Annotated in this window: 21 protein-coding genes; 14 read left to right on the forward strand and 7 right to left on the reverse strand. The window is 70.2% G+C overall.

What is annotated here, in order from left to right:
- The first annotated feature begins 98 nt into the window (after window positions 1-98).
- The 9 genes from FYW99_RS28815 to FYW99_RS28855 all read left to right on the forward strand — a co-directional run bounded on the left by FYW99_RS28815 (window position 99) and on the right by FYW99_RS28855 (window position 5167).
- Complete coding sequence (locus tag FYW99_RS28815) at window positions 99-419, forward strand: hypothetical protein (RefSeq protein WP_150255183.1); 321 nt, start codon at window positions 99-101, stop codon at window positions 417-419.
- A gap of 163 nt (window positions 420-582) precedes the next feature.
- Window positions 583-975, forward strand: a complete 393-nt coding sequence (locus FYW99_RS28820; protein WP_150255186.1) for a hypothetical protein — start codon at window positions 583-585, stop codon at window positions 973-975.
- 133 nt (window positions 976-1108) lie between these two features.
- Window positions 1109-1531, forward strand: a complete 423-nt coding sequence (locus tag FYW99_RS28825; RefSeq protein WP_150255188.1) for a hypothetical protein — start codon at window positions 1109-1111, stop codon at window positions 1529-1531.
- A gap of 217 nt (window positions 1532-1748) precedes the next feature.
- Entirely contained in the window at window positions 1749-2561 is an 813-nt protein-coding gene (locus tag FYW99_RS28830) for a hypothetical protein (protein WP_150255191.1), read from the forward strand.
- Between the two features lie 142 nt (window positions 2562-2703).
- The gene (locus FYW99_RS28835) at window positions 2704-2937 is read left to right on the forward strand and encodes a hypothetical protein (protein ID WP_150255193.1); all 234 of its coding nucleotides are present in this window, start codon (window positions 2704-2706) and stop codon (window positions 2935-2937) included.
- A gap of 106 nt (window positions 2938-3043) precedes the next feature.
- Window positions 3044-3523, forward strand: a complete 480-nt coding sequence (locus FYW99_RS28840; protein ID WP_150255196.1) for a hypothetical protein — start codon at window positions 3044-3046, stop codon at window positions 3521-3523.
- A 110-nt stretch (window positions 3524-3633) separates the two neighbouring features.
- A complete protein-coding gene (locus FYW99_RS28845; protein WP_150255199.1) occupies window positions 3634-4020 on the forward strand; it encodes a hypothetical protein in 387 nt (128 codons plus the stop codon).
- A 306-nt stretch (window positions 4021-4326) separates the two neighbouring features.
- On the forward strand, window positions 4327-4659 hold the full coding sequence (locus tag FYW99_RS28850; protein ID WP_150255201.1) for a hypothetical protein: 333 nt from the start codon (window positions 4327-4329) through the stop codon (window positions 4657-4659).
- A 79-nt stretch (window positions 4660-4738) separates the two neighbouring features.
- Window positions 4739-5167, forward strand: coding sequence for a hypothetical protein (locus FYW99_RS28855; protein ID WP_150255203.1), 429 nt, complete (start codon window positions 4739-4741; stop codon window positions 5165-5167).
- Window positions 5168-5222: 55 nt separating this feature from the next.
- On the opposite strand, the gene FYW99_RS28860 is transcribed toward FYW99_RS28855, so the two are convergent.
- Window positions 5223-5612 carry a PIN domain-containing protein gene (locus FYW99_RS28860; RefSeq protein WP_150255206.1) on the reverse strand — a complete coding sequence of 130 codons (390 nt, stop codon included), beginning with the start codon at window positions 5610-5612 and terminating at the stop codon, window positions 5223-5225.
- 11 nt (window positions 5613-5623) lie between these two features.
- Entirely contained in the window at window positions 5624-5881 is a 258-nt protein-coding gene (locus tag FYW99_RS28865; protein WP_150255208.1) for a hypothetical protein, read from the reverse strand.
- 162 nt (window positions 5882-6043) lie between these two features.
- On the opposite strand from FYW99_RS28865, the gene FYW99_RS28870 reads away from it, so the two are divergent.
- Entirely contained in the window at window positions 6044-6547 is a 504-nt protein-coding gene (locus FYW99_RS28870; RefSeq protein WP_150255210.1) for a hypothetical protein, read from the forward strand.
- A gap of 143 nt (window positions 6548-6690) precedes the next feature.
- Here the strand turns inward: FYW99_RS28870 and FYW99_RS28875 are convergent, their stop codons facing one another.
- Window positions 6691-7272 (reverse strand): nuclease-related domain-containing protein, encoded by a 582-nt coding sequence (locus tag FYW99_RS28875; RefSeq protein ID WP_190394851.1) that lies wholly within the window; start codon window positions 7270-7272, stop codon window positions 6691-6693.
- 678 nt (window positions 7273-7950) lie between these two features.
- Here FYW99_RS28875 and mobF point away from each other — a divergent pair.
- Together mobF and FYW99_RS28885 are read left to right on the forward strand one after the other, a co-directional pair.
- The gene (gene mobF, locus FYW99_RS28880) at window positions 7951-14718 is read left to right on the forward strand and encodes a MobF family relaxase (RefSeq protein ID WP_150255215.1); all 6768 of its coding nucleotides are present in this window, start codon (window positions 7951-7953) and stop codon (window positions 14716-14718) included.
- Window positions 14719-14757: 39 nt separating this feature from the next.
- Entirely contained in the window at window positions 14758-15279 is a 522-nt protein-coding gene (locus FYW99_RS28885; protein ID WP_150255217.1) for a hypothetical protein, read from the forward strand.
- Window positions 15280-15331: 52 nt separating this feature from the next.
- On the opposite strand, the gene FYW99_RS28890 is transcribed toward FYW99_RS28885, so the two are convergent.
- The 4 genes from FYW99_RS28890 to FYW99_RS28905 all read right to left on the reverse strand — a co-directional run bounded on the left by FYW99_RS28890 (window position 15332) and on the right by FYW99_RS28905 (window position 20272).
- Window positions 15332-16276 (reverse strand): hypothetical protein, encoded by a 945-nt coding sequence (locus tag FYW99_RS28890; RefSeq protein WP_150255219.1) that lies wholly within the window; start codon window positions 16274-16276, stop codon window positions 15332-15334.
- Window positions 16273-18204, reverse strand: coding sequence for a type IV secretory system conjugative DNA transfer family protein (locus FYW99_RS28895; protein ID WP_150255222.1), 1932 nt, complete (start codon window positions 18202-18204; stop codon window positions 16273-16275). The genes FYW99_RS28890 and FYW99_RS28895 overlap by 4 nt, the downstream gene beginning before the upstream one ends.
- Before the next feature lie 65 nt (window positions 18205-18269).
- Window positions 18270-19805 carry a hypothetical protein gene (locus FYW99_RS28900; protein ID WP_150255224.1) on the reverse strand — a complete coding sequence of 512 codons (1536 nt, stop codon included), beginning with the start codon at window positions 19803-19805 and terminating at the stop codon, window positions 18270-18272.
- A gap of 188 nt (window positions 19806-19993) precedes the next feature.
- Window positions 19994-20272 carry a hypothetical protein gene (locus FYW99_RS28905; protein WP_150255227.1) on the reverse strand — a complete coding sequence of 93 codons (279 nt, stop codon included), beginning with the start codon at window positions 20270-20272 and terminating at the stop codon, window positions 19994-19996.
- A gap of 316 nt (window positions 20273-20588) precedes the next feature.
- On the opposite strand from FYW99_RS28905, the gene FYW99_RS32015 reads away from it, so the two are divergent.
- Both FYW99_RS32015 and FYW99_RS28910 read left to right on the forward strand, forming a co-directional pair.
- A complete protein-coding gene (locus FYW99_RS32015) occupies window positions 20589-20726 on the forward strand; it encodes a hypothetical protein (protein ID WP_190394852.1) in 138 nt (45 codons plus the stop codon).
- 2 nt (window positions 20727-20728) lie between these two features.
- Window positions 20729-21004, forward strand: a complete 276-nt coding sequence (locus FYW99_RS28910) for a hypothetical protein (RefSeq protein ID WP_150255229.1) — start codon at window positions 20729-20731, stop codon at window positions 21002-21004.
- Window positions 21005-21489: the final 485 nt, after the last annotated feature.

The following is a 21489-nucleotide window of genomic DNA, read 5'->3' on the forward strand; positions in this document are numbered from 1 at the left end:
CCCCCCCGCCCGGCCCCCCGCGGGCCCGGCCGCGGCCCCCGGGCGGGGAGCCCCACCCCCGCCCACCACAGGAACACCACCGACAGGAACGAGGACCCATGGACCCGCTGAAACTCGCCGACGCGGCCTTTGCTGTGATGCGCGTCGTGTCCCAAGCCGTGCCCGCCGCCATCATGCGCGGCGTGTCGGTCGGCCCGCTGCACCAGGAGACCGCCGTACAGGTCACATGGAACGGCGAGCCCGTCGAGGCCGACGACGACCAAGCGCGCGCCGCCGCCCACGACAAAGCCGACGTCGTTGGCCACCGCATCGCCGAGGCCCTTGTGGGCGAGGGATACACGCTCACCGAGGCCGTGTACGTCATCCGCAGCACACCGACCCACGCCACCTACGGCGTTCTCGTCAAGGTCGCGCTGTAGGCAACCGGCGGCCGCGCCGGGCCCCGAGCGGTCCGGCGCGGCCCCGGAGGGTCGAAGTTGACCCCACACCCGGAGTCGGGTATATTACAGGTAAGCGGTTCGGGAGACCCCCACTCCCCCGGTACCGCCCGAACGGAACACCACCGAGAGAAAGAGAACCATCGTGTCGAACACCGCACGCGAGCGCGCCATCCGCCTGGTCGCCTCCCGCACCACCGAGCAGCTGGTCACCCTGCTGGACATGACCACCCCCGCCAACGTCGAGTCCCGCATGATCCGCGCGTGGATCTGCGACGAGCTGACCCGCCGCTACAACGTCCAGGCCATGGGCATGACCACCCCCGCGATCGTGCAGGCGCTGGAGCCCCTCACCGGGGTTGGGCCGCGCGGTCGCAAAGCCGACGTCGTTTTCATTGACGCCTACCTGGAGGTTCTCACCCACCGCCACCCCGAGGCCGCCGCAGCCGAGGACAAGTGGTACGAGGACGCCGACGATGAAGCGGTGTTCGCGCGGGGCCCGATCGGCTACGTCCTGAACGCGGTCCGCGCCCTGTAGGAGCAGCGCCGCCCGGACGGTTCCCCGTCCGGGCGGCGCCCGCACACACGCAGTAGGGGCGCCGATCGCCCGACCGAGCCGGGCCCGGTCCGGCGCCCCCGAGGCACGCCCCACCGGCAGAGAGGCACACGTCATGATCAACCTTCAGCGCCCGCGCGCCGCGCGGGTCATCGCCACCGGCACCACCGAGCAGCTGGCCGCCCTGAGGAACAGGACCGAGTTCACCGGGCCCACGGGGCCCAACATGTCCGATCGGGACGTGGTCCGCCTGATGGTCGAGCGCGCTTTGTACCGGCGCCACGCGGACAGGGTCGAGGCCATGACCACCGGCCAGATCCTGGACGAGTTGGAGCCCATCGCCGATCTCCAGCTCACCGGCCCCGAGGCGACGCGCGTTCACGTGCACGCCCTGATGAACGAACTGTACGGGCGCCACGGCGAGACCCGCACCGCCGAGGACCAGTGGTACGAGGAGTCCCAGCACGACGAAGCGGTGTACCTGCGCGGCCCGGCAGGGCACACCGTCCGGGCCCTGCGCGCACTCGACACCCCGTAGGACCGGCGCCGGCCGGACGCTCACCCGTCCGGCCGGCGCCCCGCGCACGCAGAAGGGGCGCCGACCATTTCCCGGCTTTCGCCGGGCCCCACGGTCGAGCGCCCCCGGAACACCACCGGGAAAACGAATTTTCCCAGCAGTGCCGACCATGATAGCCCCGCCCGCCGCCGGTCATCCACCGTGGCGACAGGGACCGAACCGAGAGGACCGCGCCGCCATGGCCGAGAACACCCAGACCACCGACACCGCCGAGCGCGAGGCCCGGCGCCGGTGGGCCGCCCTACTCGGCTACGACGACGCCCAGGCCGAGGCCATCGCCACCGACGCCGAGGCCCACCGCCACGCCCTGGCCCAGTGGCTCCAGGACCAGGACCTAGACCCCGCCCACGCCCAGGACCCGAGGTTCCCGGCCGACCCCGTCACCCTGGCCCAGTGGGCCAGCGCCCAGGATGTCAGCGCCAACATGGCAGGCGAGCAGTGGCCGCGCCTGCCCGGGTTCCCCGACCGGGCCCTACGCGGCACGCACCCGGTCAGCGGAGCAGCCGAGGCGGTCGAGCGCGCGGCCGAGGAGTTCGCCCCCGGTGAGCGCGTCAGCGGCGCCGAGTTCGCCCGCAGGGTCGGCATGTCCAAGACCACGGTGAACCGCACGTTGCGCGACCACGCCGAGCAGGCCCCCGCGCGCGACGGCGCCCGCCAGGTCGACGCTCAGGAGCTGGCCGAGTTCCTCGCGTCCGTGCGCACCCCGGGCCCGAGCATCTACAGTCTCGCCACCCTGGAGGCGTGGCCGCGCCCGGCGCGCGCCCCGCGTATAGACCCCGCCCAGTTCGAGGAGGGGGAGCGCGTGACCTATGCCGAGTTCGCCCGCCGCACCGGCAAGGACGCCGACACCGTCCGCAAGGCCGTCAACAACCCTGCCTATGCCGAGAAGGCCCCCGCGCGCGCGACGGACGGCACGTTCAGCGCCCGGGAGTTGGCCGCGTTCGTGGCCAGCCTGCCGGGCCGCCGGGGCCGCCCCCGCAAGGCCGGGTAACAGTAGGGTCACAGCAGGCCGAACCGTCGACCTGTGTTTGACCCGTGCGCAGGGAGAGGGTATATTACAGGTAAGCGGTTCGGGGGATCCCCACTCCCCCGGTACCGCCGAACGGAACACCGCCGATGAGTAGGAGAAACCCATGCAGATCACCGAGTTCCTGGACACCGTCGCCGCCCGCGCCGACCGCCTGGTGAGCAAGCTCAACCCCGGCCCGATGACCGAGGCCGAGTACGTCGAGGCCATCGCCCGCACCGGTCAGGCCATGCTCACGGCCACCCTGCGCGAGATTGCCGCGTCCGACCCGGCCGAGGCCGACCGCCTCGCGCGCGAGCTGCACGCCGCCATGCAGGCCGAGGAGACCGGCGCCCAGTAGGCGCCCCGCCGCGCCGGGCCCCGAGCGGTCCGGCGCGGCCCCCCCGGGGCGGGGAACCCCACCCCCGCCCCACACCCACAGGAACACCACCGAGGAACGAGGAACCATGACCGCCATCCGCACCGCCGCCGCAACCCGCATCGCCGAGCGCATCGCCACCGCCCGGGATCTCGCCCAGGCCCTGGCCCCCGCGGCGTTCGAGCCGCTGGAGGAAACCCACCTGGTCGCGTTGGCCCGTCGCACCTACGCCCGCGCGGCCATTTGGAACGGCGAAGACGCCGCCCTGTTGGCGGACGACGCCGAGCAGCTGGCCAACGAGGAGCAGGCCGAGTACGACGGCGAGCCGATCGAGCCCGAGGACGTCGAGGGCGTCGACGCCCCGGCCGAGCGTCTGGAGGAGGTACTCCAGCACCTCACCCGGTCGGGAGTCCCGGCCGAGCCCCAGGACCCCGAGCGGGTCCGAGCCCTGTACGTGGAGACCCTGGCCAGCCTCATGCACGCCGCCCAGGCCGCCCACGGCAGCCCGTACGCGATCTACGACGCACACGAGCCGTTCGCCGACATCCACCACGACCCCCGGGACTAGCGCCCGTCCCCGCCGCGCCGGACCCCGAGCGGTCCGGCGCGGCCCCCCGGGGCGGGGAACCCCACTCCCGCCCCACACCGACAGGAACACCGCCGAGAGGAAGAGGACCCATGACCGAGTTCACCGACGTCCCCGAGCGCGTGGCCACCGGACGCGCACTCACCGCAGTGCGCACCGGCCAGCCCCCCGGGTTCACCGACTATCGCGCCCACGTCGCCCAGGCCCTGGCCGACGTCCAGGAGCCCGCCCAGGCGTTCGCGGACGCCGTCGACATGCTGTGCGCCCACCAACTCGCGTTCATGGACGCCACGCTCACCCACCCCTACGCCCGGGAGGTACTCGCCGACGCCGAGGAGTCCACCGAGCACACAGCCGCCATGCGCCAGGCCCTGGCCGCGCCCGAACGCGCCCCGCGCGCCGAGGTCATCGAGGCCCTGGCCGACATCCTGCACGCGGCCGAGGCCGACGGACACGAACCCGAGGCCCTGCGCCCCTAAGGCCGCCCCGCCGCGCCGGACCCCCGGGTTCGGCGCGGCCCCGCCCGTATGCGCGATGAAGTGCCCCCACTCAGCGGCCGAGTAACCCCTACTCGGCGCCAAGTCACGGCCGACAGCATGCGGGAGCCGTTCGCGGCCCGTCCCCAGACGCGCGCCGAACGGAAGAATCGAAACCGGCAAAACGGTCATTTCCCCTGGTCGGAGTTGACGCGAACCACGGGACCGGGTATATTACAGGTAAGCGGTTCGAGGGGATCCCCACTCCCCCGCGCCGCCCCGGAACACCACCAACTAGCAGGAGGAATCATGACCGCCGCCATCGCGAACACCGAAGCCCAGCCGACCCTGTCCCTGTTCACCGTGCGGGGAACCCAGCTGGCCACCGGCGACCAGCTCATCCTGGACCGCCCCACCCACCCGTTCTCGAACGTCAACGTGGGTGCGGTCTACCTCCAGCCCGCCCACACCACCTACCGCACCGTTCACGACCCGTTCGTGGAGGGCGGGAAGTACCGCGAGGCGGTCCACCACCACCTCATCCGCTACACGAGCGGTCCGGCCTCAGGTCTGGTCGACACCGTCCGGGAGTCGCTGCTCATCGAGTACGTCACCGCCGACGGACTGGTCGGGGAGCTGTAGCCCCCGCGCGGGCGCCCCACCCCGGGGCGCCCGCCCAGTCCCTGCCCCCGACGAGCACCACCGACCAGGAGACGACACCATGACCACCGCCATCCGCGCCCACCAGATCGACGCCACCGAGGCCCGCCTCATCGAGGCCCACGACGCCCAGTGCACCGACCGCCTGTGCGGTCGCACCGAGCGGTTCGGCCGCAAGCGCTACGGCTTCCAGTGCGCCCAGTCCGCCGACATCGGCCGACAGGTCATCCGGATGCGCCAGCAGTACCGCGCCCAGGCCCCCGCCGTCGGCGACACCGTCGAGTACCACGGTTCCCTCACCGAGGCCCACGGCCGCTACGTCGTCCTCAGCCGGAGCGAGGACACGTGGCAGGACCACAGGGAGCGCCCCGAATACACCATCAGCGACGGGGAACGCCGCATCCACGTCCGCCGGGCGAGCATCTCGCGCGTGATGCGGCCCCAGCCGCAGGCCCCCGAGCCCCCCGCCGGACAGCTCAACCTGTTCTAGGGCAGGGCACGACGAAGCCCCCGACCCGCGGTCGGGGGCTTTCGCGTTGACCGCCTCAGGGCAGCGCGTCGATCTCCAGCGCGGCATCCAGCGCGCGCAGCGGCCCGGGATCGGAGGTCACCACCGGCCAGGCCCGCACGCGCGCCGAGAACGCCACGTGCGCCACCGCCACCGCATCCCCGGACGGCCGCAGTCGAGCCCGCGCCAGCAGATCCCCCGCCCGCGCGGCCACGTCCGCAGACAGACCGTCAACCACCACGGGCGAGAGCCGCACCAGCTGGTCCAGTTCGGCGCGCGCCGACTCCGAGAGCCGACCGCGCGCAGCCACCAGCGCGGCCGCAGGAACGGCCAGGACCAGCGAGCCCGAGCCCAGCGCCGCACTGACCAGAGCCCGCGCATAGATGCGCCCGGTTCCGTAGTCCACCAGCGCGGAGGTATCCAGCACCCGCCCCCCGATCATGAGGCGGACGAGGTTTCTACCCCCAGGTGTCGCGCCATCGCGGCGATGTCGTCAGCCTCCAGGCCCCAGGACGCCACGATGCGCGCCGATTCCTCGGCCGACAGCGTCCCGGGTTCCTCGGCCGCCCGCAGAGCGGCAGCGTCGCCCTCAGGGTCGAGCGCCAGGGCGAGGCCGGCGGCAGCCGGCGACAGGGCGCCGGCCTCCAGCCGGTCCCGCAGTTCCTCGCGCGGGTCGCGCGGGTCAGATGTGCTCATGCACCCAGTGTAGGACGCGGCTTTCCGCCCGTATTGCGATCGGCGAAACACCTGGTCGGAGTTGACGCGAACCACGGGGCCGGGTATATTACAGGTAAGCGGTTCGAGGGGATCCCCACTCCCCCGCACCGCCCGGAACACCACCGAGAGAAACGAGGAACCATGCAGACCACCCGCGTTCTCAGCTGGGACGACATCAAGGACACCGCGGGCAGCCCCAGCGACTTGCACGCCGACTTTGCCGAGGGTCTCGTGTACAACGTCAGCGCCTACTACAAAGCCATGCAGTCCGGTGACGCCGACCGGTTCGACGTGGCGGCCGAGATGCTGCGCCGCGAGGAGGTCAACTACTGGGCGACGTTCGAGATGAACCCGCGCCACATCATCGACCCCCAGGACCCGGCGGTCATCGCGGCCCACGCTCACCTCATCGCGCCCATCGTGTTCAACCCCGAGGCCGACGCCGTCGCCGCCAACTTCGCCAGGACCGTTGATCTCGACAACGACCACATCCACCGCCCCGGCCGGTGCCGACACGCCATCGCACCCGCACCGGAGACGGACCCCATGCCCGCCTACCGCAGCGCGTACCCGAGCGGCCCGACGAGTGATGTCGAACTCGCCTACCTGCGCCGCGCGCTCAGCGTGTGGGTGATCACCAGCTGACACCACCGGGGCCGGGTAGAGCCGGGCCCCGGGTCACCACGAAGCGGGGCCCGCGCCGAGCTACTCGGCACGGGCCCCGCCCGCGTTCGTGGTGAAGCCGTCCGACTCGGCCACCGAGTCACACCGACTCGGAGCCGAGTCGCTCACCGGTTGCGGTACGCGGGCAGCCGCTCCCGGACCACCTCGGCCACCCGGACCACCTCGGCCGCCGAGAACACCCGAACGCGCCGGGCGCGCAGCCAGGGCACCACCGCAGAGGCCGCCATGATCGGCACCCCCGACGCCGAGAATTCACGCCACCCCGGAAAACGCGAGCGCGGCACATGAACGGCGAGAACCGCAGTCACATCTACACGCCGACCGAGCGCAGACGAAAGGACGCGCGTCACCGCCTCAGCTTCGTATTGCGCCGAGCGCACCAGCAAAGGTCCTCCGGTTTTCCCGATGCGGATCCAGCCACGACGGCCACCGAAGCGGACCGCGCCGCGCCGGTATTTCGAGTCCACCAGGTACACGCCAGAAGTACCGATTACCAGGTGATCGACATTGGCGCGCGAGCCAGGCAAGGACAGGTCATGGAAGACCACCCAGCCGCGCCGACGGAGAGCGTTGAGACGGCGACCCGTGCGCCGTTCCCCGACCGCGCCCATGCGCCACTGGTACGACGCTCCACGGCGCCGCACCACGGTTCCGACAGCGAGCGCCAGGACGAGGCCCAGGACCACGCCCGGGATTGGAGCGATGAGGATTCCCGCACCGATACCACCGACGAGACCGGCCCCGATGGACAGACCGAGTAGCGCGGGGAGTTCGTCCCGCGCATGCGCGCGGGACATGCCCGAGGCCGAGGACCCCGCCCGGCCGGGGAGCCGTTCGGGAGCGGAAGAAGAACGCGGTTTTTCAGTCGCAGACATAGCGCGGACGCCTCACGGTTACAGGGTTGCCGACCCGTTCCACGGTAGCGGGGAGGAGAGCCCGGTAACAGTACGTTCCTAAAACGCGCAGACAGGTGCGGAGAAGCGCCAGCGAGCGCGGGTAACAGGGTCGGTCGAGCGCACGGAGGACCCCAGCCAAGCCGGTAACAGTATTCGCGCGAAAAATGCCCCCGCCTTACGGCGGGGGCATGCCTTCTAAAAGCGGGTGATAAGTCGGGTGAACCTTAGCAGAAAACGGCGCCTGCGGCGCCCAGTGGCCTACAGGAGGACGAACGCACGTCAGGTGTCCCTAGCACCCTCATGGCTCCCCTCAGCTCTCCCTGTCCCTCTCAGGCTTGTACCTGGCATCCTGCCAGGTAGGAGGCTCCGCCTCCTAAAACAACTCCACACACCGAGGCACTATTAGTGATCATGGTAGGGTGCTAGCGTCCGCCAGTCGTCTGCGTAGCCCCGGGGGAGGTCGCCGAGATGCTGAGCCTGACGCCCGGCTACGACCCCGGATACCTCACCCGCGCCACCGCCGAGCCGAAGAACTACTACCTGGCGGCCATTTCCCAGCACGGCGAGCCCCCGGGCCGCTGGTGGGGGCCCGGCGCGGCAGCGCTCGGTTTTGAGCCCGGGTCGGTCATCGACCCGCGCGTCATGGAACAGCTCTATTCGACGTTCAACGACCCGACCTCTGACGACTTCTTCAAGAACGACTGCGCCGACCGTCTCGGCCGGCGCCCGCCGCGCTTCCGGGATGCTGAATCCTGGTATGAGAAATCGCTGAATGACGAGCCCGAGGCGACCGCGGAGCGTCGTGAGGAGCTGTGGGCCGAAGCGGTCCAGAGGGCCGAACGCCAGAGCACCGTTTATTTCTACGACGCCACTTTTTCGCCGGTTAAATCCGTTTCTCTGCTGCACGCAGGATTGCAGGCCGCGGCCCACACCGCAGAAGCACGAGGCCAGCACGACCTGGCGCAGCAGTACCGCACCGCCGCCGAAGCCGTTTGGGAAGGCGTTCGCCAGGGTTCGGCTGCCAGCCTGGAATACCTTGTGGAACACGCCGGTGACGCACGTGTGGGCTACCACGGCGGTACGGTGGAAGGGCGCAGCACCGGCCGATGGGACGACGCCGGCGGGTTCGTGGTTGCTCGGTTCGAGCAGCATACGAACCGCGAGGGAGAACCTGCCCTCCATGTCCATCAAGCAATTCTAAACAGACAAATGTGTGCAGATGGGAAATGGCGCGGGGTCGACTCCCGCGCCCTGTTCCGTTCTAGGGCCGGGGCCGCAGCGGTCGGCGAGCGCACCATGATGGAAAACCTCACCCGCGTTCTCGGCGTGGAATGGGTCCAGCGCGCAGACGGAAACGGCTGGGAAATCAAGGGTGTGGAGCCCGAGCAGATCGCCGCATTCAGCACACGGCGCGCGCGAATCACCGCCGAGTTGGAGCGACTTCTCTCCGAGTACGAGCGCAACCACGGCCACCAGCCCAGCGCCCGCGCGCTGTTCAAGATCTCCCAGCACGTGACCACCAGCAGCCGCCCGTCCAAGGAACAGGGGCGGCTGAGCCGGGCGGCGATGCTCAAGCGGTGGGAGGACAAGCTCAACCGCGAAGAGGTCTCCAGCCTGATCAAGATCCCGGCGCGCGCGCTCGGCCTGTGGAGCCCGGACCGTGTGCCGACCCCGGTCACGGAGGAGTTCGAGGCCACGCCCGCGATGGTGGAGCGGATCATCACCACCGCCGTGGCCCGCGTCCAGCAGTCCAAGAGCACTTTCTCCCGCCACGACGTCCTGCGCCGTATCAACGACGAACTGCCCGGCTACCTGGGGATTCTTCCGGGGGCGCACCTGGACCGTCTGCTCAACGAGCTGACCGACCAGGCCCTTGACCCCAGCGGCCCGGCCGGCGTGCGGCTGTTGAACGCTCCGGACGTGGTGACTGTCCCCGGCGAGCTGCGCCGCGCGGACGGCACGTCGGCGTACCTGGCGCCCAACGCCGAGCGGTACACGACTCTGGACGAGCTGGACCTCCAGCAGCGCCTGACCTCGGAGGCCCTGCGCGAGGGCGCTCCGCGGACGTGGTTCGAGCACGAGCCGATCGAACACGGCTTGGTGTTCTCGCCCGTGCAGCTGACCGCGCCCGAGCTGTTGGGCGGCTTCGTCGTCGCCCGGGAGATGCTGGCCTCTCCCCTGCCCGAGGCCGAGCACCAGCCGTTGGCTGATGCGGTGTGGCTGGAGGAGGTCGCCGCCCGCGTGGAGCGCCTGCGGGAGGCTGGCCAGGAGTGGGCGCAGGTCGCGGCCGAGGCGGCGCACCTGGTCCCCGCCCGGCATGACCGGGTGGCGGCGCAGGCCCTGGCGCACCTGCTGGAGGCCGCCGGCACCGGTGAGCCGCAGGAGGTCCGCGACGCGGTCGTGGAGTCCTTCACCAGCGCGCTGGCGGACCGCCGGTTTGACGAGGAAGTCGTTCCGAGTGAGACCGAAGTCGATCCGGTCGAGGGCGAAGTAATCCCGCATCACGAAGGAACCACCGCCGATTCTCACGAAATTCATGAGGACGAGGCGGACGTTCCTCACGAAGTTGAAGAGGACTCCCCCGCCGAGGATGACGCGGATCAGGCACGCATCCGGCGTCTGTGGGACGCCCACGCCGACGCCGCGGCCTACTACCAACAGCAGCTTCACAGCCCCGCAGGTGAGCAGGCCCGCCAGTACATGACCGGGCGGGGTCTGTCCCACGTCCTGGCCGAGGATTCGCCGTGGAAGGTCGGCTTCGCCCCCGGCGACCGTCAGGGCCTGTTCGCGCACCTGAGCGCCCGCGGCTACACCAACGACGAGCTGCTTGCCGCCGGACTGGTGAAGCGCAACGGCCCCACTGGAGTGATCGAAGACCGTTTCCGGCACCGGGTGATGCTGCCGGTCACCGACCAGATCGGCCGCACCATCGCGTTCGTGGGCCGCAAGACGCCGCAGGCCAGCGAGAAGGCCCCCAAGTACCTGAACAGCCCGTCCACGGAGATCTACGACAAGGGCGCCACCCTCTACGGCATGGGCCAGCAGCGCCCCGACCTGTTCAATGGCGCGCGCCCGGTGATCGTGGAGGGCCCACTCGACGTCCTGGCGGTGGCTGGCGCCCACGGTGAGGACGAGGACGGCCCGCAGCTGACGGCCCTGGCCACCTGCGGAACCGCGCTCACCGCCGAGCACGTCCAGGCCCTGGCCGACAAGGCAGCCCCCGGCGTGGGCGCCGTCGTGGCGTTCGATTCGGACAAGGCCGGACGCGCCGCCGCGGTGAAGGCGTTCGACCTGTTCCGCGACTACGAAGGCGGCCCGGTCCACGCCGCCGACCTGCCCGAGGGCGTCGACCCGGGCGACCTGGCGGGCGAGCCCGAGCGCCTGGCGGAGCTGCTGGACGAGCGCCAGCGGCTGCTGTTGGACGTGGCCGTGGAGGCCGCTGTGGACGCCCGCCGCCACCGCCTGTCCGTCACCGACCCGGCCCCGGCCCAGACCCCCTACGAGATCCGCCGGGAGGCCGCCGAGTCGTGGGGGTTCGAGCCGCCCAACCCCGAGGACTTCCCCGAGCCCCCGGCGCCGACGCGGGCGCCCGGCGCGGTGGAAGAGGGTGCCCTCACTATCGAATCCCGTGTGGCCCTGGCCCGCGACCTGGCCGCCCTGCTGCGCCCCGAACAGCTGCACCTGGCCGGGCGTGTTCTGGACCACCTGTACGACTTGGCCGACATCCGGGACGAGGGCGAGCGCGAGACCCTGCGGACCACGTTCCTGGACACCCTGCTGCCGCACGTCGACCACGAGACGGATGCGTGGGAGGAGGTCGTGGGCAAGAAGCTGGCCGAGACCGACCCGAGCGTCCAGTCCTCCGCGCCGACTCAGGCCGAAGTGGCGGCGACTTCGGCCCCGAAGGCGCCCGCGGTCGAGCCCGCTCTCCCGGCCGCTCCCGTGATGTCCGCGCGGCCGATCGACTTCCGCGGCGAAGTCGCCCCGGTCCGCCACGAACCCCTGCCGCCCATGACCCAGCGCGACATGGCGTTGCGGCAGATCATGGCCAAGTACCCCACCATTCGCCGCGACCAGGCCGAGGCGGTCGCGGGCATCGTCACCAGCGGCCGCGGCGTGGACATGATCGTGGGCCCTGCCGGTAGCGGTAAGTCCTACGTGGTCGCCAAGCTCGCCGAGGTCTGGCGCGAGCGCACGCAGACCCCGGTTGTGGGGTTGGCGCTGGCTCAGAACGCCGCCAACGTCCTCCAGAACGAGGGCCTGAGCAGCGCCTACAACATTGAGAAGTGGCTCCACAAGATCGAGTCTGGCCAGACCCGTGTGGTCCCGGGCCAGCTCATCGTGGTGGATGAGTACTCCATGGTCAGTAACCATCTGTTGGCCAAGATCCAGTCGCTGGCCACCAAGGCGAACGCGAAAATCGTGTGGGCCGGTGACCACGAGCAGCTCCCCGCCCCGGAGGCCGGCGGCATGGGCCGCTACCTGTCCAAGGTCGGCGGCGCCTACGAGTTGACCGAGGTGGCCCGGTTCGATGCGCAGTGGGAGCGGGATGCCTCCCTGGGGCTGCGCGACGGCCGCCCCGAGGCTCTGCGCGAGTACGACAAGCACGGCCGCCTGTTTGCGGGAACCCGCGACGACGTCCAGGCCCAGGCCCTGCGTTCCTACCTCGCCGACCTGCTCGCCGGACGCAACACGCTGCTGCTGACCAGCACCAACGAGGCCGCGTCCGAGCTGTCCGCGCGCGTGCGCGCCGAGCTGGTCGAACTCGGCCGGGTCGAGGCCGACGGCATCACGCTGGCCGACACCAACGCCGCCGGTGTGGGCGACCTGATCATGGCGCGCGCCAACGAAAGCACCATCTCCGTTGGCGGCCACGAGCGTGCGTTGACCAACCGCGACGTGCTCCAGGTGGTCGAAACCCGCGAGGACGGCAGCATCAAGGCCGCACTGTGGGGCACCCAGGACGAGGAGGAGCCGACCTACGCCATCCTGCCGAAGTCCTACGTGGCCAAGCATGTAGAGCTGGCCTACAGCGGTACGGCCCACGCCGCCCAGGGCCGCACCGTGGACACCTGCCACGGCATCGCGGACGAGACCACCACGCGGCAGATGTGGTACGTGCTCATGACCCGCGGCCGGTACGGCAACTACGCCTACGCCGTCGCCGAGCGCGAGCGGATCGCCGACCTTCGGACCGGACCCGAGCAGAGCGAGGAGGAAGTCACCCGCCAGCGCCAGGCCGCGGCCCGCGAGCGCGGCGAACTCCGCAGCGAAGTCGAGTTCATCGGTGACGAAGTCACCCAGGATCAGGCCCAGGACGCGGCCGCTCAGCGCCGCCAGGAGGCCGAGCAGCGTCAGGCCCTGGACCAGCAGCGGTTGGGCATCTTCACGTCCGTGTTGGAGCGCGACGGCGCCGACCAGACGTCGATTGAGGCGATGTACGCCGAGTTCGAGCGGTCGCGCCACAGCGCCCACCTCGGCGCGATGTGGCTGGACAGCACCCGCACCTATCAGGCGATCGCCTACCTGGAGCGCGCCGTCCAGCGCGGCACCCTGGACCGCGACGAGGCCGACCGCGCCCGCGGGGAGGACGAGTTCCCCGTTCTCGGCCGTCTGCTCAACCGGTTGGAGCAGGCCGGGTACAACGCCGACGGCATCTTGGACATCGCCATCACCCAGCGCGGCAGGGTCGAGCTGGACAGCGCCGAGTCCATCAGCCGTGTGCTGCACTGGCGCATCAACAAGGACGCCGAGAACCGGGACATCAACCTTGACGCCCTAGAGCCCACGGAGGAGGAGATCCACGCCACCCAAGTCCAGCGCACCAAGCCTCTCGGGATGCCGGAGATCGACCGGTTCAGGTTCGAGGTCGCCGAGGCCATGGACGACCGCGCTGAGGAACTCGCCCAGCGCGAGGCCGAGCGCCCGTCCGCGTGGCTGGTCGAGCGCATCGGCCCCGTGCCCGAGGCCGACGACGAGCGCCAGACCTGGATCCAGCGGGCCCGCGCCGTCGTGGCCTACCGCGAACAGTGGATGTACGACGCCACGACCGACGCCATCGGCCCAGCCCCCTCCCGCAAGGAACCCGAACGCCGCGCGTCCTGGCTGGCCGCTCACGACGCGCTCGGCGCCCCTGAGGGTGAGCGCGACCTGTCGACCGTGGGGGTCGGTGACCTGTACGCCCTGCGCGCCGCCTACGCCCGCGAGACGGCATGGGCACCGGCCCACGTCGCCCCGCAGCTGCGCGCTGCCTCCCTCCAGGCCCGCGACCTGGCCGATGAGGCCGCCATCCTGCGCGCCCGCGCGGCCTCCGTCGAGGACCCCCAGCGCCGGGCCGGGCTGGAGGCCCGCGCGGCCGGCCGCGCCGAGCTGGCCCAGGAGCTGCGCGAGCACTGCCGGGAGCTGGCCCAGGTCGACGCCGCCCGCAGCCGGTGGTACGAGGTCACCGAGGACAAGCGGGTGCTGGCCCAGCGCGCGGACCACGAGCTGCGCCGCCGCGCCGCCGAGGAGCTGCGCGAGGGCCGCCAGCCGAGCGTGGACGTGGAGTCGCTGCCGCCGCTGCACCTGGACGCCGACGAGGCCCGCCAGCGCGAGGCCGAGCGCCAGCGCCGCCAGGAGCTGGCCGAGGCCGAGCGCGAGCGCCAGTGCGAGGGCCAGCAGGAACTGGGGCTGGAGATCCCCGAGCCCGCCCGCCGCCAGGAAGCCGAGCGCGCCGAGCCCGCACCCAGGGAGACGGACGAGGCCGAGCGGGAGCAGGAGCAGGAGTCCCAGGAGGTCGATGAGAACCAGCTCAGCCTGGACATCAAGGATGGTGAGCTGGTCCCCGGTCAGGAGTGGGCGGCCGACTGGGCGGCTCAGCGCGAACGGGACGGGGTCAGCGTCGACCAGCTCGCCCTGGACATCAGCGAGGGCGAGTTGGTCCCGGGCCGCACGGCGCCCGCGGACCGCACCGCCGAGCTGGACCGGATGATCGACCAGGCCCGCCAGGCCGCCGAGGTCGCCACTCACCGTGCCGACATCGAGGCCGAGCGCCAGGCCGAGCATGACGACGTCCTCCAGCGCCACCGCGAGCAGGCCCACGAGATCGACGAGGCCCTGTTGGAGCGCGAGCGCCAGGCCCGCCAGGAGCTGGAGGAGCGCGAGGCCGAGCGCGCCGAGGTCGACCGCGAGGACGAGGAGATCGAGCGCCAGGCCGAGCCGGAGCGCGAGCACGAGGACGAGGAGATGGAGCTGTAGCCTCGCCGCCGCGGTGCGCCACGGCCTACCGTAGAGGGCATGAGCGAACAGCGGCCCCGGTACCGCATGATGACGTTGGCCGAGATCCGAGCCCGCCACCAGTCGTCCGACCCGCAGCCGCCGCGGCGGCTCACCGGCGCCGAGCTGGAGGACCTGCGGGCCCGGCTCAACCGGGGAGAGCACCCCCGAGGCGAGGCCGAACACAACGCCCGCTACGAACTCGGCATCATCCGCTACGTCGAGGCCGTGGACGACCTGATCAGCCGTGTGCACGCCCAGGCCCTGGACGCCGCCCCCGACTCCACGAGCCGCCAGTACGCCGCCGGCATCCTGGACGCCATCGCGTGGGCCCGCGGCGAACTCCCCACCGGCCCGGTCACCAACCGTCGGCCAGCCACCGCCCTGCCTGGCACCCAGGACCTGGAGGGCGAGGCGGCCGCGGCCGCCCGCGTCCTGCGCGGCCAGGAACGGGCCGCCCGGGAGCTGAGCACCTCCTACGTCAGCGGCGTGGAGGCCACGTTGCTGTGGGCCCTGTGCTCAGCACCGGACCCCTGGACATGAGTGCGGGCCCGCACCGAGACGGTACGGGCCCGCAGGTTGGGGCGAGGCGGGGTTAGGACTTGGGCTGTTCACCCCTGGACGCCAGCACCTTCGTGCGCTGGTCGAGCTGGAGCCGAGCTTGGTCCCGGAACGCCTCCCACTCCTGACGAGTGGCACCGGCGGCGCGGATGGCGCTGCGCATCGACTCGCCCAACTCTTGAACCCGCTGTGCGGTGCGGTCGTGGTCGGCCTGCGTAGCCTGCGCCCCCAGGGCTTTGAGTGCCTCCTGTACCTCTCCGCCCTGGAGGTAGTACTCCAGGGCCTGCTGTAGCGCGAGCTGACGCCGCATCAGCGCGACCTGAGCGGCATCGTCCCGGGGCGGGAGCGGCACCGGGTGCATCTGGTCGGAATCGGGTTGCGGGCACGAGCGGGTGAGCCGCTCGGCGCGCTCCAGCATCGTTTCCACCGTGCGCCGGAAGCTCTCGGCCGAGATCAGGCGCCGCGACTCGCCGAACCCGTCGTCATAGATCCACTCCAGCAACGACATGTCGTTGAGCAGGGTCGTGTGGAGCGGCCAGCACGGGCGTAGCCGGGTGTGTGCGTCGTCGTAGTTGGTGAACAGCACATCACGCACCCACCGGGCCCGGCCTTCCATCCAGGAGTCCCGTTCGTCCACGGGCACCTGCGCCCAGTCCATGGGCCGCGGCGGTTCCTCATCCTCCGCTGGCCCCTGTTGCTGTTGGGCCTCCGCCAGCGCCTTGACGACCTCGCCCAGTTGGAGAAGCTGCGCGTGCAGGTGCTTCTGGTCGTTGGTGGACTCGGTCAGCCGGTCCAGGACGTCCTGGACCTGGTTGCGCAGTTCGCGCACCTCAGCCCTGGCCTCCCCCAGGCCCTCCCCCAGCGCGGCCGCCGCCGACGCCGAGGGCTCCCCACGGGCGGGGGCCCGACCGCTGTTCGCGGCCGGGCCCCCGACGTCGGGCAGGTCACCGAGGTACTCGTAGTCCTCGTTACTGCTCACAGATCAACCTCAAAACCGTCCAGTGGATTGGAACCCGAACCCGCGTGGGAACTCTGACCGCCGCGGTTGAGCGGGGGCGCCTTGTCCGGGGAACGCTTCTCGGACCCGCCCCCGCCCGTGCCGTTCGTTTCCGGCTTGGGCAGAGTCGCGCCCTCCCGCACGGTGTCCTTGTGGATCTGCGCCAGCAGCTCCGGAATCGCTTCGGGGACATGGCGCTGCGTGACCGGCGGCAACGTCAGGTTTTCCACCGGATGGTCGATGAACCGCTTGTCCTTCCAGAACGTCGGTGGCTGGATGACGGTCGGCGTCTTCTCCCGCAGGGTGCAGACCACGTAGCCGTCCGGGATGTCACGGCCCGGGTGCGGGAGCGCGTCCTCCCACGTCTCGTGCCGGACCGTGCGCGACTTCGTGCCGCCCTTGCGGTCCTGGTACTCCTGCTTGTCCTTGCGGACCAGCCGGACCTTACCGGTCGAGGCGTCCAGCAGCTTGCGGCTCTCCCCCTTCACCGTGGGCCAGATCTTGACCAGCTTGCAGTTGGAGACGATTTCGTCCGCGGCGTCACGCCCCCACCGCGTCACGAACTGCGACAGGGCCTGCGTGTACAGGTGCAGGGTGATCCCTGACCCGGCCGAGTAGGACGTCCACGACGCCAGCGGCACGGGTACGGTGTTGGCGACCTCATCCAGGACCATGGTCAGCGGCCGGTCGAACCGATGCCTCTCGTTGGCCGCAACCGCCGTCGTGAAGAGTTCGCCGAGGAACGCCGCCATGAGCGGCGCCACCGGGGAACGCCCTTCCGGAGGGGGCGAGATCAGGTACAGGCTGTCCCGGCTGCGCACGAACAACTCGGCGTCGAACGTGATGTCTCCCCGTCGAGGCACCAGCATGTTGGACACGCTTTCATCCAGCATGAACCGCAGGGTGCGCCCGAGCGTGGTCACGATGGACTGGCGGGTCTTCAACGGCGTCTCGCGGAAGAACCTGAGCAGGGCCTCAGCCGCCGAGCGGGACGCGCCCGGGTGCCTGCGCAGGATCTCGTAGGGCACCAGGCTGGCGGTCGAGATCCAGTGCGTGATGGTGCGCATCGAGATCGGTTCGGGCAGCAGGTCGGCCCATTCCTCATCCTGGACCAGGTCGTTGTGGTCGCCCATGACCAGGTCGGCCGCGTGCAGCAGCGGCGCCAGGTACATCACGCCCTGGTCGTCCCAGAAGTCCGCGTTGCTCATGCCCTGGCTGGTCTGGGCTTCCACCATGTAGCCCGCCCGCCGCACGGCCACATCGAAGGCCCTGCATCCTTCCACCGGGTTCCACTTGAACGTGGATCCGTACTCCCCGACGTTGGCCGGGTTGAAGATGAGGATCTCCCCGCCGAGCGTCGCCCGGTAACCCGCGCTGGAGCGGAGCAGGTCGCCGCGGATCGTGTTGACCACCACGGCCCCCGGCGCGTCCCAGATGACGGGGACCGCCGACACCGACTTGCCCTCTTGGGGCGGGGCGACCGTGAGCGAGTTGTCCTCGAAGGTCGACCGCACCTTGTGGCGGCCGAGCCCGTACAGGAAGCCCTGAGCCTTGCCGTGGTAGACGGAAATCTCGCCCCGAGGCCCGAACGCCCGGTCCCGGCGTGACAGGTCGGGACGGCGCCTCTTGGCCACCTTCCACGCCCGCAGGAGCCCGTAGTCACGGCCGAGCACCCACCGGCCGGCGAACCCCGGGCCGGGCCACATGCGCAGTCGCACACGACGGTAGATGGGCCAGGTCGTCCGGCGGTGCTGGCGGTGCTGCCCGTTGTAGATCACCCAGCCCACGCTGGCGCCGAACAGCAGCACGGCCAGGACGGGCAGGGTCCACCACGGGACCAGGTCGGCCAGGGTCGACACACTGTCGCCGAGGGTGTGGCCGGAGGCAGCGACCACGGGGGTTTCGTCCATGAGGTTCCGGCCCTCCTCAAGAGGGGGTTGGCAAGGGACCGTTGTCGTCTCATTGTGCTCGCAGTTCACGACATCCCCGCAAAGGCGTTCTGACCCAGGTGCGGGTTCTCGTCCAGGTACGCGGTCACGTAGTTGCACGCGGTGTTGACCGACTGGAGGCCGATCTCGGGGTCCTCCAACAGCTCACGCACCACCGTGCGCACCTCCGCCCGGTCACCGAACCTGTGGTCACCGCGACGCTGGAGCGCCTCATAGGCCCAGATCAGCCGGTCCCGGCCGCTGGCCGCCCCGCGCATCTTCTCGACCTGCGCGGTCAACTCCCGCACCTGCACCGAGCTGGCGCGCAGCTGCTGGACAGCATCGGCAGCCTGAGCGTTCGCCGCAGACAGCTTGCGCTCATAGTCGGCCTGGAGCCCCTGCATCCGCTGGTCCGCTTCCTGCCGGTCGGCCTCCCGCATGCGGGCGAACTCGGCCCGCGCCTCACCGAGCTGACGCTGTGCATCCTCGCGCGCCTTTCGCAGGGCCGCCCCCGATCCCTCATCAAGGGAGTGGAGTCGTTCCTCCAGCTCTCCGATTTGCCGTGTGAACGCCTCCCGCTGCTCAGCCAGGTTCTCGGCCGCCGTGCGGCGCAGCTCGGCCATCTGCTCAGCGAACTCAGCGCCCAACCGGTCGGTCTCGGCGATGTGCTCGGCGCGCTGGTCGGCGATCGCCTGGTCCCTGTCCCGCTCGGCCTTGCGCACCATCTCCGCGGCCATCTGCTCAGCCGACTGGAGCTTGCGCGCGGCCATCTCGGCATCCTCGCGAGCCCGACGGGCGTCATCCTGGACCTTCGTGCGCCCCGGGGCGTAAGGGATGTGGTCCTTCAACCAGTCCGCCAGCCCGGTCTTAGTCGATTCCTTGTCCAGCCACAGCCGGATCAGCCACGCCAGCGGGTAGGCGAGCAGGATCAACCACGTCCACGGAACCACGGCCAGCAGGACCGCCCGCGTGCCCTGTGCGGTGCCATGGAAGTCCAGCACGAACCCCACCAGCAAGGCGATCGGCAGCAGCCAGAACAGCTTGGGAACCCGCCGCAGGACCTTGCCGACGGTGGCCAGGATCGAGCGCTCTTCCGGCGGCTCTCCGTCCCTGGACTTGGCCCACCGGTACACGCCGTCAATGAACGTCTCCAGCAGGATCGCCAGAGCCAACGGCGTGATGATGGCGACCAGGTACCCGCCGGGGTTGGGCATCGCGTACATCAGCTGCGCGCCCATGGACAAGCTGAAGAACAACAAGATGTGCGAGGTCACCCGCGCACTCTTGCGTCCGCGCAGCGCCTGCGACAGGCCCACCAGGGCCATCGCGATCCACACCAGCTCGGGCACCGCGGCCTGAATGTGCGCCGCGGTTTCGTTTTCGTGGTTGTGCAGCAGCGCGAACTGGAATTGGGCGTCATAGACCACCCAGATCCCGCCCACGATTCCGACGGCGATCAGGAGGCCGGCGACCACCAGGGACCCGGCCGAGATACGGTCACTGACCGGTGCGGGGTTTTCGGGAGCGTGGACGTTCGGGCGTGGCCGTCCCATCCCGGGGCCATAGTGGTGGATCTCCCGCACCCCGGGAGGCTTGTCCATCCACTGGCCCGGCTGAGCCGTGGCCGGCGGAGTGACATCCCTGTCACTCAGGCTGTTCGTGCCCTGGTTGGGGCCTACTCTGTTCAACAAGGTCAGAGCCCTTTCGGTCTGTCCTGGCCCCGGCCGTGCGCTGGATCTTTGGCGAGAGTGGCGCCGGTCGGGGTGTTCGGTCACTGGTCGTTGTTGAGGGCATTCAGCAAGTTGTTGCGGATGTCGTCCTCCGTCTCCCCCGCCAGCAGGTGGGCGTGTTCAAGGAGGACATCTACGGCTACGCGGATCAACGTGTTCTCGGTGATCCGGGGAGCCTCCGGATCCTCTTTTGCCGCATGTAGGTCACGTGCGAGCGGCGTCAGGTCGTTCCACTGGTCTCGCCACATCGGCACGGTTTTGCGGCGCTGCGTCTCGCCTGCCCGGCCTTGATAGACCCGGGTTCGGGGCGATTCGGTCATTTGGTGAGGCTCCATTCCGTGGCGGCCATCGTGGTCATCACCCAGAGTGCCGAACTTCGGAACTTGTGTCCTCACCGCCGTGGCCGTCACGGCGCGTCCTGTGTCGGAATCATGTGCTCACCTCCGCAGATGAGCATACCTCATAAGTTCGCAACATGCGAAGTTCGTAAGTGTTGAAGTTATGAACTTCATAGTGCATGCTGGTCTTGTTCGGGATCGCAGCCCGAACTCAGGCAACGCAAAGGGCCCGAGGTGATGGCGATCGCAGCGCCAACCCCGGGCCCAACCGGAAACGCCTCGCTACAAGGAGATTCCTGTGTCCAACCGTACCGCAGCGCAGTCCACCAACCCCGCGCCGACCACGCCCCCCATGACGGAGGCTGAGCGGGACCTCACCGCTCTCGCCGAGGCCGTCGGTGTGCTCCGGATCGCCAACGCGCACTCGGAGGGCTGATCATGTCTGCGCCCACCTGCCCGAAGTGCCGGACCGCGATGCAGCCCACCGGTGCGATCGGCGCCCGCGGCTACTACTGCCCCGTGCCCGAGTGCACTGTGACGAACGGCCCTCAGTACGTACTCACCTACGCGCCGCGGGGCACCCGCGGCCTGGTCGAGGACGCGGTGTGCGGGTACACCATCCTGGTTGGCCGCTGCGAGCGATGCGGCCTGCCCGCGGACTTCGGTGACCCGGAGGACAAGAAGTACCACACCATGCCCGGAGGATGCCGCTAGTAGGTATCCGCGCGGATGCATGAGGGCCCGACCAGAGAACTGGTCGGGCCCTCATGTGTCGCTGTTCGGCGAACGGTCCGTGCTGACGGCCGCGACCGCTTCCCAGCTAGCCAATCAGGAAGACCGCGCGTCCGACCTGGCGCACACTCGCGGCGAGCAGCGCGGTGTCTACGACGAGGACGACTCTAGGCGTCTGAACGTGCGCGGTCCCGCGCGGTAGTTCACTACCTTCCGCGTTCGTCTACGAGGCCGGGACTGCGTTACCTCTCGGATGCGCATCCACGCGCCGGAAGCTCTTTCACGCTTCGGGTTTACTTGCGTTCGCGATGCCTCACGTCGCCCCGGGTGCGACTACGCGCATGAGTACGACGGGCCTGTGGACTCTGCCCATGAGATGTCTTATGAGATACACCGTGAAATACGTCGCGAGATACGTCACCAGTTACGTTTGACGCTGTCTCAGGGGGAGATCTGGCCAAGTATTC

The organism is Nocardiopsis deserti (assembly GCF_008638355.1).
GTDB classification, from domain to species: Bacteria; Actinomycetota; Actinomycetes; order Streptosporangiales; family Streptosporangiaceae; genus Nocardiopsis; species Nocardiopsis alborubida.